Origin of the sequence: Rhodococcus sp. G-MC3 (assembly GCF_030063335.1) — a bacterium.
Taxonomy (GTDB): Bacteria; Actinomycetota; Actinomycetes; order Mycobacteriales; family Mycobacteriaceae; genus Rhodococcoides.
This window is the reverse complement of the sequence record NZ_JASISW010000002.1, coordinates 182,436-195,723: the sequence shown is the minus strand read 5'-3', so window position 1 is coordinate 195,723 and position 13,288 is coordinate 182,436. Positions and strand designations below refer to the sequence as shown.

Here is a 13,288-nt window from a genome sequence, read left to right as displayed (position 1 = left end):
CGAGCTGGCCGACGGGCACTTCGTGCGAGCTGACTCATTGCGACAGTGATATCTTCACGTTCGATCCGACCGGTGAGACGCACCGAAATCAACGTTCGGCGGCAACACGGCGCTGGAGAACTTCGACAACGATGGATTGGGGCGATTCACCAAGTGACCGATACCAAGCAGGCAACGGCAGTCGTGACGGAGATGTTCGATGCACTCGAAGATCGACGGATCGAGGACGTGATCGCACGTCTCGACGACACCGTGATCTGGCACAACGTCGGACTACCGAAGGTTCGCGGGATCAGCCGCGTCGGGAAGTTCATGAAGATGCTCGCCAAGCCGGGCTACGGATTCGACGTCACCATCCACAACATCGCGGCCAACGGCGACATCGTCCTCACCGAACGCACTGACGTCCTGATCTGGCGTCGGCTCCGCATCGAATTCTGGGTGTGCGGGACGTTCGAACTACGCGACGGCAAGATCGCGGTGTGGCGGGACTACTTCGACAATGTCGATTTTTTCAAGGGGTTTCTGAAGGGTGTGCTGCGCGCGCTTGTGAGTGGGAATACCTAGCCTGTCGTGCATTCCCACTCACGTGCGCGAAGCGCCTACGCCCCTGCCGGACCGAACTCTTCGAGCATCTCCGTCACGAGGGCGGCAATCGGTGAACGCTCGCTTCGCGTGAGGGTGATATGCGCGAAAAGCGGGTGACCCTTGAGCTTTTCGATGACCGCGGCAACTCCGTCGTGACGGCCGACGCGCAAGTTGTCACGCTGAGCGACATCGTGCGTGAGCACCACCCGTGAGCCGCTACCGAGCCGTGAAAGAACCGTCAGGAGAACATTGCGTTCGAGGGACTGGGCTTCGTCGACGATCACGAACGAGTCGTGCAGCGAACGTCCTCGAATGTGCGTGAGCGGCAAGACTTCCAGCATTCCGCGGGCAATGACCTCTTCCATCACCTCGGGACTGGCGAGGCCGTCGAGTGTATCGAAGACCGCCTGAGCCCACGGGCCCATCTTCTCGCTCTCACTGCCGGGAAGGTAACCGAGTTCCTGGCCACCGACAGCGTAAAGGGGCCGGAACACAACGACTTTCCGATGCGTACGACGCTCCAATACTGCTTCGAGTCCCGCCGTGAGTGCGAGCGCCGATTTACCGGTACCGGCCTTGCCGCCGAGCGAGACGATGCCGATGCTCTCGTCGAGCAGAAGGTCGAGAGCTACACGCTGTTCGGCAGAGCGACCATGCAGCCCGAACGCCTCACGCTCGCCGCGCACAAGCTGAACCTGCTTGTCCGGAGTAACTCGGCCGAGTGCGCTGGACCGTCCGCCAAGAAGGCGAACACCCGTGTGACACGGCATTTCCCGAGCTCCGTCGAGATCGATGACGCCCTCGGAGAAGAGCTGGTCGATGTCGGAGGCCTGCACCTCGAGTTCCGCCATTCCGGTCCAACCCGAATTGACGACGTCGTGGGCGTGGTATTCGTCGGCGGGGAGTCCGACGGCACCCGCCTTGACTCGCAGTGGGATGTCCTTGCTGACCAGGACCACGTCTTTGCCTTCTGCCGCGAGATTGAGCGCGCAGGCAAGGATGCGGGAGTCGTTGGAATCGGTACGGAAACCGACAGGCAGAACAGCTGGATCGGTGTGGTTCAGCTCGACTTGCAGTGTGCCACCGTCGGATCCGATGGGAACGGGCTGGTCGAGGCGACCGTACTCGACACGCAGATCGTCGAGCATGCGCAGTGATTCCCGTGCGAACCATCCCAGTTCGTGGTGATGCCGTTTGCCCTCCAACTCGCTGATGACTACCAGCGGGAGAACCACATTGTGCTCGGCGAAGCGAATGACAGCCCAGGGATCCGAGAGCAGAACCGAGGTGTCAAGCACGAATGTCCGAAGGGGGGCGGAAACGGAGCGTGAAGTGGTCACGTGGGGCTCCTATGTCTGGCGCGGCACCGCGCAGACGTGTCGCTCGGCCGGTCGGATTCGACGTGTCAGGTGACACGAGGACCGCGTACCGGCCCTCTCGCACTCACTAGCTCAGTCACGTATCAGAACCTCCCGCACAGACAGCTTCCCCGCTGCCTGTTATTGCCGACGGTACAGCCGAAATCAGCGGTTGGCTCGCCGAGTGAGGGGCGTGTCGGTGAACAACGCGTTAACCCGCCGGGGCTGCATCAGTGGCCTGAACGCGGCTGAATGAGGCGTGTCCGCCAGTGAAATGCGGCGCCCACAGGGCCAACATTCGTCGCGAATGCGTGCGAATGTTCCTCCTGCATTCTTACCACCGATCGCGGCCCGGCCGCGGGAATTTCCGGCCGACCCCCGAACGCATGAATGGACCATGGCAACCGTCTAACCGTTGCGATGGTCCATTCATGCGGAAAGGGGGCGGATAAAAATCAGCCCAGCAAACCCCAGTCTTCGAGCCCGTCATACAATGGCTTGCTCTGCGCGACCTTGACGACGCGCTCCTTGAGCGAATCGCTGGCCTCACCGGTGGCGAGGGCGGTTCCGATGATGTCGGCAACCTCGGTGAACTCGGCCTCGCCGAAGCCACGCGTCGCGAGCGCGGCGGTGCCGATCCGCAGGCCGGACGTGACCATCGGAGGACGGGGGTCGAACGGGACCGCATTGCGGTTGACGGTGATGCCGACCTCGTGCAGTAGATCCTCGGCCTGCTGCCCGTCGAGCTGACTGTTACGCAGGTCCACCAGGGCGAGGTGGACGTCGGTGCCGCCGGTGAGAACGGAGATCCCCTTGTCGGCGACGTCGCTGCCGTTGAGACGTTCCGCGAGAAGCGATGCACCGAGGACGGTGCGCTCCTGACGCTCCTTGAACTCGGGCGTCGCCGCGATCTTGAACGCGACGGCCTTGGCTGCGATGGCATGCATGAGCGGTCCACCCTGCTGGCCGGGGAAGACGGCGGAGTTGAGCTTCTTCGCCCACTCCTTCTTCGCGAGGATCAGGCCGGAGCGAGGTCCACCGAGCGTCTTGTGCACCGTCGAGGACACCACGTCGGCGTACGGCACGGGTGACGGGTGAACACCGGCGGCAACCAGGCCCGCGAAGTGAGCCATGTCGACCCAGAGCAGAGCACCGACCTCGTCGGCGATCGAGCGGAACGCGGCGAAATCCTGGTGACGCGGGTACGCGGACCAACCGGCGATCAGCACCTGCGGCTTGGACGCGATGGCCTGCTTGCGCACCTCGTCCATATCGATGCGGTGGTCTTCCTTGCTGACCCCGTAGGACTCGACCTCGTACAGTTTGCCGGAGAAATTGAGCTTCATGCCGTGCGTGAGGTGGCCGCCGTGGGCGAGGTCGAGGCCCATGATCTTGTCGCCCGGGTTGATGAGCGCCATCAGTACTGCGGCGTTGGCCTGCGCACCCGCATGCGGCTGCACGTTGGCGAACTCGGCACCGAACAGCTCCTTGGCGCGGTTTCGTGCCAGGTCCTCGACTACGTCGACGTGTTCGCAGCCGCCGTAGTAACGGCGTCCCGGGTAGCCTTCGGCGTACTTGTTGGTGAGGACGCTTCCCTGTGCCTGCAGGACTGCACGCGGCACGAAATTCTCCGACGCGATCATCTCGAGAGTGTCGCGTTGACGACCGAGTTCGCCCGCCATGGCTTCGGCGACCTCGGGGTCGAGTTCGGCCAGAGACAGGTTGTTGACATCGGTCATTTCAAAAATCTCCAAGGAATGCAGCGACGTGGGCGTATACAGCTTAGAAGACCCGGGCTAGGCCACCCGAAGTGCACTGGGAATCAGCGGTTCGTCGAGCAATCGGCCGAACAATGCCGTCCTCTCGGTGACCGTTGTGCCCTGATCCAGCCAACCGCCGAGAAGCTTGTATCCCTCGACGTAGGTGCTGATATATGCGCGCCACAGCGGCGAGGAAAGGAACTTGAGACTCTGACGTGCTCGTTTGGACGACGTCAGCGACCACTTCTCCAGATACGCGGCGACGTCGTCCTGACTCTTGTGCTGATCGTGCAGCAACAGCGCCGCATCTTGGCGCACGCCGAGCAGTTGACCCGACGCCGCGGACAATCTCTCGGCCTTCTCCCCGTCGAATCGAAGCCCCAGGTCCGCGTAGATCTCCTGCGCCCACAATCCCCATCCCGGCCCGACGATCGACTTCAACGCCAGATCGGCCAGCCCCTCCGCCATCAGGCACTGCGGGGTGTTGACCAGGAACAGTGTTTGTTCGAGCTGCCCGGTGGAGACCAATCCGGCTTCCTTCCTGCAGTGCTCGGTGTGGTGGCCGGGATACGCCTCGTGCGCAATGAGATGCGGCAGGTTGGCCATCTGCTGCTCGAGATCGGCGTTGATAGCCACCGTCGAGGAATAGTCGCCGAGGTAGTAATTGAAGCCAGACCACGGTTTGTCACCGACGACCTCGTAGTTCACCTGCTCGGACTCGGGCAATGTGTACTCGGCGCGCACCAGGTCGCGCAATGCGCTGGAAAATGCGTCGACGCAGTCCTGCAACCGGTCGGCGGGAATGACGTCGGACGAGCGGTGTGCGGCGAGTCTCTCAGCCAACGAGCCAGGTCCTGCGAGCACCTCGTCCATCTTTCGGTGCGCTTGCCGGTAGCCGTCCTGATCGCCGGGCTCGATGCGGACGTCGAAGTACGCGAACACCTCGTCGACGAATCCGATGTCATCGCCCGCGAACTTGCGCCCCGAACACTCGAGGGCACGCAGATGCACGTCGATGAACTCCGCGCGCTGGGCAGGTAGATCCGTGTTCGCCAGTTCACCGCGAAGCTCGGCGGCACGGCGAGCCAGCGCGTGAGGTTCGGGGGCCGGGGCATTCTCGACGGCTCGCCGCAACTCGGGGTCACCGGTGAAGGCGTCGACGAACCCTTCTTCGAGTCGGTCGAAACTCAGGCCGAGTGAGAGGTATTCACGGACGAAGGAATCGGCGTTCATGAAAGTCGACGATAGTGCGCACGCACAGGTGAACGTACGGTGAACCACCCCGCCCGTGCGAGTCGTTGTCGCACCGAGCACAATCTGAAGCCATGCGACTCGCGCTCCTCCGGAGCTCACGACTGCTGGGTCACTGCGTCCTGCGCTCGGCGCGGTATCGCGAATGAGCGAATCCAGCCCGTACGTCGAGTTCGATCGCGCACAATGGCGAACGTTGCGACAGTCCACTCCCCTCGTTCTGACCGAGGAAGAACTCGTCGGACTTCGCGGACTCGGTGAGCAGATCGACCTCGACGAGGTCGCCGAGGTGTACCTCCCGCTCGCTCGTCTGATCCACCTGCAGGTCGCCGCGCGTCAGCGGCTGTTCGCGGCGACGGCGACGTTCCTCGGCGAGAAGCACCCCGACCGTCAGGTCCCGTTCGTCATCGGCGTGGCGGGAAGCGTCGCCGTCGGAAAATCGACGACGGCTCGTGTGCTGCAAGCCCTTCTCGCTCGGTGGGAACACCATCCTCGGGTCGACCTGGTGACGACCGACGGATTCCTCTATTCGACAGCGGAGCTGATGCGGCGCGGAATCCTGCATCGCAAAGGTTTCCCCGAGAGCTACGACCGACGCAAGCTGCTGCGCTTCGTCACCGAGGTCAAGTCCGGCGCCGAAGAGGTTGCTGCTCCGGTGTATTCGCACGTGTCGTACGACATCGTCAAAGGCCAGTTCCACATGGTCCGCCAACCCGACATTCTCATCGTCGAGGGACTGAACGTGCTACAGACCGGTTCCAGATTGATGGTGTCCGATCTGTTCGACTTCTCGATCTACGTCGACGCCAGGATCGAGGACATCGAGGGCTGGTACGTCAAACGCTTTCTCGCACTGCGCAAGACGTCGTTCCAGGACCCTACCTCGCATTTCCACCACTACGCAGGCCTGTCCGACGAGCATGCCCGCATCGCCGCCGAGGACTTGTGGCACTCGATCAACCTGCCGAACCTCGTGGAGAACATTCTGCCAACGAGACCGCGCGCGACGATGGTGCTGCGCAAGGACAACGATCACGCCATCAACAGGTTGCGGCTACGGAAGCTGTGAGCGCCGCGCGCACGTGAGCAGAACTACGTCCCAGGGGACGTATTTCCACTCACAGGCGTCGAGGGCGCCTAGATCCCGAACCTCCGATGCCGCGCGGCGTAGTCACGCAGCGCACGCAGGAAGTCGACGCGGCGGAACTCGGGCCAGTAGGCCTCGGTGAACCAGATCTCGGAGTACGCGCTCTGCCAGAGCAGAAATCCCGACAGCCGCTGCTCTCCCGAAGTGCGGATCACGAGGTCGGGGTCGGGCTGACCCGAGGTGTAGAGGTGATTGTCGATCCCGTCGACGTTGATCGACGAGATCAGCTCGTCGCCGGTGACGCCTGCTGCGATCTTCTCGCTCAGCAGCGACTGGACGGCATCGGCGATCTCCTGCCGTCCGCCGTATCCGACCGCGACGTTGACGTGAGTTCCGGTTCGTCCGGCCGTGAGACCGGCAGCTTCCTTCAAGCGGCGAGCCGTCGGCGCGGGCAGAAGATCGAGAGTGCCGACGATCTTGACGCCCCAGTTCTGCTCAGGTCCGCAGATCTCCTCGACGACGTCAGTGATGATCTCGAGCAGGGATTCGAGCTCGTCGGGGTCCCGTCGCAGATTTTCGGTGGACAGCAGGTAGATCGTTGCCATCTCGATGCCGGCGGCGTCACACCAGCCGAGCATCTCGGCGATCTTGAGCGCCCCCATGCGATGTCCGTGCGCGACATCGGTGAAACCGTTCTCTCGCGCCCAGCGGCGATTTCCGTCACACATGACGGCAACGTGGCGCGGATGCGCCACGCCTTCGAGTTGGGAGAGCAAGCGCCGCTCGTACACGTTGTAGAGGACACTGCGCACCTTGGTCGGGAGAATCTTCACCGAGACATCACCACGGAGCACAACCTTACGCCGACACTCGATAGCTACTCGCCGGTACAGTGAGCACTGAACCTACGGTGCCGTAGGTTTCCCAGTACAGGAGGTTATGCGGATGACGATGTTCGGAATCGACGAGCTCCCCGTCAAACCACGGATGCGGGGATGGATTCATCTGTACGCCTTCGGTGTTGCCGTGGTCTCCGGCATCGTCCTGGTAACACTGGCGTTCGCCATGGTGTCGGTCAGTGCGGGAATCGCGACCGCGGTGTATGCAATCACCGTGTGCGGTGTCTTCGGAGTCAGCGCCACCTATCACCGCGTGCACTGGGACAACCCTGCTCACCGAACGTGGATGAAGCGGGCCGACCACTCGATGATCTTTCTGTTCATCGCAGGCAGCTACACGCCGTTCGCAATTCTCGGGCTCCCCACGAACACCGGCCGCACTCTGCTGATCGTCGTCTGGATCGGCGCGCTCGGCGGCGTCGCACTGAAGATGCTGTGGCCGGAGGCTCCGCGCTGGGTCGGGGTTCCGTTGTATCTGATGCTCGGGTGGGCCATCGTTCCCGTCGCGCCGACACTGATCGACCACGTCGGCTACGCACCGTTCGTATTACTGCTGGTCGGCGGCATCCTCTACAGCGTCGGCGCGGTGCTGTACGCGACCAAATGGCCCAACCCGTGGCCGAGGACCTTCGGCCATCACGAGTTCTTTCACGCCGCTACGGTTCTCGCAGCAATCTGCCATCTCGTCGCGGTGTGGTTGGTTCTGTTCTAGCCGACCGACCCCTACCCGGCCCCTGACCCGGTGCCCCTCGAACCTGCTTTGTCTCGGTACATCAGTGCGTCGGCTCGATTCACAAGGTCGCGGCTGTCCTCGCCGTCTCGCCGCTCCACCGCTCCGATACTGACCGAGACGACGAGCTGTTCCGTCGCCCACGGCACAGGTTCGCTGCACACGGCGCTGCGTAGGCTCGCCGTCAATCGCTCGGCCGACATCTTGTCTCCGGAGCAAGCAACGACGAACTCGTCGCCCGAGAATCGACCGACGACGGCCCAGGACGGTGCCCACGATCGCAAACGCCGAGCGGCAGCCTCCAGCACCAGGTCCCCAGCCCGGTGACCGTAGGTGTCGTTGATCGCCTTGAGTCGGTCGACGTCTACGAACGCCAGTGTCATCGGCAGATCGCGCTGCACCCACGCGTCGACCCGATCGAGAAAGGCTGCACGGCGCAACAAACCGGTGAGATCGTCACGCTCGGCCCGCTCGCGCCACCACCTGCTGTCACCGTCGACCGGATTGACCAGGTCGATGCACGCGACGATCACGCGCAGGCCTGCCAGATGCGCGATGCCGATCTGCATCCAGCACGATATGACCGAGCCGTCGCGTCGCACTACCCGCCGCCTGGCGATGATCGGGCGACCAGAGGCGGGCGATTCCGCCGGATACGCGTCGCCGAGCAAACCTGCCAATTCGCGAGCGGAGTCCCGATCCTCCGTAGGAATGAAATCGGCGACGAGCCGGCTGAGCATCTCCTCCGTCGTGTAACCGAGAACGTCCTCGCACAACCGATTTGCCGCCACCACCTGAAAGTCCATCGTGTGGACCAGGACGGCAGCAGGCACCGCATCGACGAAATTGGCCAGAATCGCTCCCTCTGCTGCAGAGATAGTCGTCATCGCGCAGTCACCGCCCCCTGTGATCGCACGCGGCCTGTCCGCAGAGTGCGATTGCGTCGGCAGTGACCATGCCACAACTTCTCGATTCGAGGACGAAAGTGCGACTATCGGCGCAGTTCCTCGATCAGATCGCGCTCGGTCGTGACCGGCGTGTGGCATACGGATCCCCGGCACACGTAGGCGGCGTCGCGACCGTCGACCGTCGGGCGGCCCTCGAACAACGGTGAGGAGTCGACGGCACCGGCCACCACCGTTGCCCCTCCCGGCGCGTGCGCGCGAGCGACCGCCAGCAGCGAACCGTCACCACTCGTCGCAATCGCCACCTGCAGCGGACCGTGCAGGGATGCCTCCGCAACAGCGAGCCAATGCCCGCCGGAACGCGGAGCGCGTTCGAGTATTGCTGCCGATCGGGCCAGACCGGCCGACGCCAGTTCGCCGTACCGCACCGCGCTCTGAACAGGAACAAGACCTTCTGCCGTGTGCAACGCCTCGGTGATGGTCGACGCGCCGGACGGTGTCGCGTTGTCCAACGGATCACGCGGCCTGCTTACCAGCATTTCTGCGTCGTCTGCGGTGTCGAACCAACTGCCGGGGTGATCGGGATCGGCGAAATGGTCCGCGGCCGAGTCGAGGATCCGCTGCGCTCGCCCCAGCCACACGGTCTCGCCCGTCGCCTGGAACAACGACAGCGAACCCACGGCAAGGCAGGCGTAGTCCTCCAGCACTCCGATCGCCTCGCCCACGTGGGAGCCGAGCGATGCCCGACGCACCCTGCCGTTCTCCTCGTGAGTAGCAAAGATCTGTTCCGCGCATTCGACTGCCGCGTCGACCCACTCGGATCGGCCGAGGCCTGCACCCGCTTCGGCGAGCGCGGTGATCGCCAGTCCGTTCCAGGCGGTGACAACTTTGTCGTCGCGGCCCGGTTGAGAACGCCGATCGCGCACGGCCTTCAACTCGGCGCACACTCGCTCGAAGCGACGTGCGTCGTCCGGATCCTCGGGCAGTTGCAGTACCGACATTCCGGACTCGAAAGTGCCCGCAGAGTCGACGGCGAACAATCCCGTTGCCCACACGCCGTCCTCGAAGCCCAACACCTCCACGAGCTGCTCGGGCGACCACGCGTACGTCAGACCTTCGACGCCCTCGGTGTCTGCGTCGAGCGCCGATGCGAAACAGCCTGTCTCGGTTCGCAGTTCCCGCAACATGAAACTTGCGGTGGCGTCGGCGACCCGGATTGCCAACGGGTCGCCGGTGACCCGGGCCAGGTGCCCGTAGAACCTCAGAAGCAACGCATTGTCGTAGAGCATCTTCTCGAAGTGCGGCACGACCCATTCGTCGTCGACCGAGTAGCGCGCGAAGCCACCGCCGATCTGGTCGTGGATTCCACCCCGCGCCATCGCGGCCGCGGTGCGATGTACCGCAGCGAGCACCTCAGCCGAGCCGGTGCGTTCGTAGTGCCTCAGCAGACCTTCGAGCAGCGCGCTCGGCGGAAACTTGGGGGCACCACCGAAGCCGCCACGATCGACGTCCTCGTCGCGCAGTACCGCTGCGACGGCGTCACCGAGCAGCTCGGCGTCGACCGGTCTCGCGGAGACCGGCAACTGACCAGAATTGCTGCGCAATGCATCGACGATCACAGCCGAGGCATCGAACACCTCGCTGCGACGAAGGGTCCACGTGTCCGAAATAGCCTCCAGCAGCTGGGGAAACGACGGAGTCCCTGCGCGTGGACGCGGAGGGAAGTACGTGCCGCAGTAGAACGGTTCGCCGTCGGGAGTCAGGAAGCAGGTCATCGGCCAACCGCCCTGCCCGGTCATCGCTACGGTTGCGTTCATGTAGACCGCGTCGAGATCGGGACGCTCCTCACGATCGACCTTAATGCAGACGAACCCGGCGTTCATCAGGGCAGCCGTCGCCTCGTCCTCGAACGATTCGTGGGCCATGACGTGACACCAGTGACAGGCCGAATATCCGATGGACAGCAATATCGGAACGTCGCGGTCACGCGCGGATTCCAAGACCTCCGGTGTCCACTGCTGCCAATGAACCGGGTTGTCCGCATGCTGGAGGAGATAAGGACTGGTCGCGCCAGCGAGCGCATTGGTGCCGAGCACAATCAGCTTTCGCCGGTCTTCGGTTCCTCGGCATTGTGTACAGCACCGTTTTCACGAACAGCACCGTTGTCACGAACAGCGCCGTTTTCACGAACAGCGCCGCGATCCGTGCCCTCGTCGAGTTCCTGGTCAGGGCCGGGATCTGCTTTTTCGAACGTCTCGGGCAGCTTCTTGATCTGCTTGTTCATCGACCAGATCAAGAGTGCGGTACCGACGAGCAGCGCCACGATGATGACCAAACCGATCGGAGACGACTTACCGAACTCCGGACCCGGCGCTCCCTGGGCGACAATCGAAACGATCACGCACTTTTCTCCGATTCGATACCTGCGAAGAGTTCCGTTTCCGGAATCGACGTCTTCACGCGTGTCCTCGCCAACTCGTATTCCTCGGTGGGCCACAGCTTGCGCTGGACTTCGACGGGCACTGCGAAGAAGGAACCGTTGGGGTCGATCTGTGTCGCATGGGCGCGCAGTGCGTCGTCACGCTGTTCGAAGTAATCCCCGACCGACACCTGGGTGGTGATGCGTTCCATGATCTCGTCGCGCTCGGTAGTCCACCGCTTCAGCCACTCCACAAAAGGGCTTTCTTCGCCGCGGTCGATGAACCAGTCGTGGAAGAGTTGCATCTTCTTCCGCAGAAATCCGTGGGAGTAGTACAGCTTGAGGGGGGTCCACGGCTCGCCCGCGTCCGGGAATTTCTCCGGGTCACCGGCGGCCTCGTACGCCGCCACCGACACTTCGTGGCACCGAATGTGATCGGGGTGCGGGTATCCGCCCTTCTCGTCGTACGTGGTGATCACGTGCGGCTTGAATTCGCGGATGACCTTGACCAGCGCCTCCGTGGACTCTTCGAGCGGAACCAATGCGAAGCAGCCCTCGGGGAGAGGAGGAAGTGGGTCGCCCTCGGGAAGACCGGAGTCGACGTATCCGAGCCAGGTCTGCCGAACGCCGAGGATCCTTGCGGCCTCGGCCATTTCCTCGCGCCTGACCTCGTTGATTCGATCCTTCACGCCCGGGATGTCCATCGCGGGATTGAGAATGTCTCCTCGCTCACCGCCGGTGAGCGTCACGACCAGAACATCGTTTCCCTCGGCCGCGTATCGAGCCGTGGTTGCGGCACCCTTGCTCGACTCGTCGTCAGGATGGGCGTGTACCGCCATGAGCCGTAGTCCGGACACGTTCTTTCCTCACCTCAGCTTCGACTGCTTCTTTCCCTGCCCCTATAGTTCCACTTGGCGCCGACACAGCTCGCACCGGCTGCCGTAGATCTCTCGCTGCTCCGCCTCTGACGAAAGCTCGGACGAAAACTCGTATGACTGCCACGCTCCCCGAAGGCCGATATCCCGCATCTTCGTCGCGTAACGGTGTCTCACGCCGAACCAGAAACATCCTGTTGGTCGTCGTGCTGATCGTCGGTCTCGGAGTCGCATACCTCGGTTACCTGCGATTCTCGGTCAAGGACGTCGAGGGGACTGCACTCTCGTTCGACCTCGTGAACGACACGACAGTGTCCATCCGACTCAGCGTCACCCGCGCAAACCCCGAGGACGACGCCGTTTGCATCATCCGAGCCCGCTCGCGCGACGGATCGGAAACCGGACGACGCGAGCTGCTCGTTCCCGGTGGGTCCGCGAAGGAAGTCGATGTGACGTCGGTAGTGCGAACCTCGCAACCTCCCGCCATCGGCGAGGTGTACGGATGCAGCCTGAACGTCCCCGACTATTTGCGCGCAGGCTGACCCACCTTCGCTTCGTGGTAAGATTCGTTTGTACACGGTTCCGCACTGGAACCGTGTATTGCTGCATTGACGGCCGGAGTGGCAGCTGACAGGCAGAGAAGTACATTCGTCGCTGCAACGGTTCATGAACTGCAGCGGATCAGTAACTGCAGCGGCTCAGGAATCGGGCAGGCTCAGAAACTGTGGGCATCAGAGGGGATCCACGAGGATTCCCTCTAATTGCGCGAGCCCGCCGTCAGCACAGACCGGGAGTCCACTACGGCTTCGACTACAAGGGAGTGATCGAGATGACCGAGACCCAGGTGACCTGGCTTACCCAGGAATCACACGACAGGCTCAAGAGCGAACTCGACCAACTCATTTCCAATCGCCCGGTCATCGCCGCCGAAATCAACGAGCGACGCGAAGAGGGCGATCTGAAGGAGAACGGCGGTTACCACGCCGCTCGCGAGGATCAGGGACAGCAGGAAGCCCGCATTCGCCAGCTCCAGGAGCTGCTGAACTCCGCGAAGGTCGGCGAGGCCCCCACACAGTCCGGCGTCGCGCTGCCAGGATCCGTCGTGAAGGTCTACTACGACGGCGACGAGTCCGACACCGAGACGTTCCTCATCGCCACCCGCGAAGAGGGTGCACGCGACGCCAAGCTCGAGGTCTACTCCCCCAGCTCGCCCCTGGGTGGCGCGCTCATCGACGCCACGGTCGGTGACACGCGTCAGTACACGCTCCCCAACGGCAAGACCATGAAGGTCACGCTGCTCAGCGCGGAGCCGTACCACAACTGACGGAAGAGTCTCTCGAAAGCCCCCGGTCGAATCAACGGCCGGGGGCTTTCGCTCTTCATCCCTGCTTCAAATTCTCCACCCTGAGTGTTCCG

13 protein-coding genes are annotated in these 13,288 nt (G+C 63.1%); 5 read left to right on the top strand and 8 right to left on the bottom strand.

The genetic code is table 11. The annotated features are described in order from the left end of the window. Window positions 1-153 precede the first annotated feature (153 nt). The gene (locus QMK17_RS02775) at window positions 154-567 is read left to right on the top strand and encodes a limonene-1,2-epoxide hydrolase family protein (protein WP_283506896.1); all 414 of its coding nucleotides are present in this window, start codon (window positions 154-156) and stop codon (window positions 565-567) included. 35 nt (window positions 568-602) lie between these two features. On the opposite strand, the gene QMK17_RS02770 is transcribed toward QMK17_RS02775, so the two are convergent. From QMK17_RS02770 to QMK17_RS02760, 3 genes are all read right to left on the bottom strand, one after another. Then, window positions 603-1,928, bottom strand: a complete 1,326-nt coding sequence (locus QMK17_RS02770) for a PhoH family protein (RefSeq protein WP_283506895.1) — start codon at window positions 1,926-1,928, stop codon at window positions 603-605. A gap of 473 nt (window positions 1,929-2,401) precedes the next feature. Beyond that, window positions 2,402-3,685, bottom strand: a complete 1,284-nt coding sequence (gene glyA, locus QMK17_RS02765) for a serine hydroxymethyltransferase (protein WP_283506894.1) — start codon at window positions 3,683-3,685, stop codon at window positions 2,402-2,404. Between the two features lie 57 nt (window positions 3,686-3,742). Then, a complete protein-coding gene (locus QMK17_RS02760) occupies window positions 3,743-4,939 on the bottom strand; it encodes a DUF885 domain-containing protein (protein WP_283506893.1) in 1,197 nt (398 codons plus the stop codon). 163 nt (window positions 4,940-5,102) lie between these two features. Between QMK17_RS02760 and coaA the strand changes: the two genes are divergently transcribed. Next, window positions 5,103-6,026, top strand: a complete 924-nt coding sequence (gene coaA / locus QMK17_RS02755; RefSeq protein WP_283506892.1) for a type I pantothenate kinase — start codon at window positions 5,103-5,105, stop codon at window positions 6,024-6,026. Window positions 6,027-6,094: 68 nt separating this feature from the next. On the opposite strand, the gene QMK17_RS02750 is transcribed toward coaA, so the two are convergent. Further along, entirely contained in the window at window positions 6,095-6,877 is a 783-nt protein-coding gene (locus QMK17_RS02750) for an isoprenyl transferase (protein WP_283506891.1), read from the bottom strand. Window positions 6,878-6,989: 112 nt separating this feature from the next. On the opposite strand from QMK17_RS02750, the gene trhA reads away from it, so the two are divergent. After that, complete coding sequence (gene trhA, locus QMK17_RS02745) at window positions 6,990-7,655, top strand: PAQR family membrane homeostasis protein TrhA (protein ID WP_283506890.1); 666 nt, start codon at window positions 6,990-6,992, stop codon at window positions 7,653-7,655. Window positions 7,656-7,666: 11 nt separating this feature from the next. Here trhA and QMK17_RS02740 read toward each other — a convergent pair whose 3' ends face one another. From QMK17_RS02740 to mca, 4 genes are all read right to left on the bottom strand, one after another. Further along, window positions 7,667-8,560 (bottom strand): sensor domain-containing diguanylate cyclase, encoded by an 894-nt coding sequence (locus QMK17_RS02740; protein ID WP_283506889.1) that lies wholly within the window; start codon window positions 8,558-8,560, stop codon window positions 7,667-7,669. 104 nt (window positions 8,561-8,664) lie between these two features. After that, entirely contained in the window at window positions 8,665-10,674 is a 2,010-nt protein-coding gene (locus tag QMK17_RS02735; protein WP_283506888.1) for a thioredoxin domain-containing protein, read from the bottom strand. A gap of 2 nt (window positions 10,675-10,676) precedes the next feature. Then, window positions 10,677-10,979: a hypothetical protein gene (locus tag QMK17_RS02730; RefSeq protein ID WP_283506887.1), complete on the bottom strand. Its 303-nt coding sequence runs from the start codon at window positions 10,977-10,979 to the stop codon at window positions 10,677-10,679. Beyond that, entirely contained in the window at window positions 10,976-11,854 is an 879-nt protein-coding gene (mca, locus tag QMK17_RS02725; protein WP_283506886.1) for a mycothiol conjugate amidase Mca, read from the bottom strand. Before mca ends, QMK17_RS02730 begins: the two co-directional genes overlap by 4 nt. A gap of 134 nt (window positions 11,855-11,988) precedes the next feature. Here mca and QMK17_RS02720 point away from each other — a divergent pair, with 134 nt between their 5' ends. Together QMK17_RS02720 and greA are read left to right on the top strand one after the other, a co-directional pair. Then, the gene (locus tag QMK17_RS02720) at window positions 11,989-12,414 is read left to right on the top strand and encodes a DUF4307 domain-containing protein (RefSeq protein ID WP_283506885.1); all 426 of its coding nucleotides are present in this window, start codon (window positions 11,989-11,991) and stop codon (window positions 12,412-12,414) included. Between the two features lie 287 nt (window positions 12,415-12,701). Next, window positions 12,702-13,196 (top strand): transcription elongation factor GreA, encoded by a 495-nt coding sequence (gene greA / locus QMK17_RS02715; protein WP_283506884.1) that lies wholly within the window; start codon window positions 12,702-12,704, stop codon window positions 13,194-13,196. Window positions 13,197-13,288: the final 92 nt, after the last annotated feature.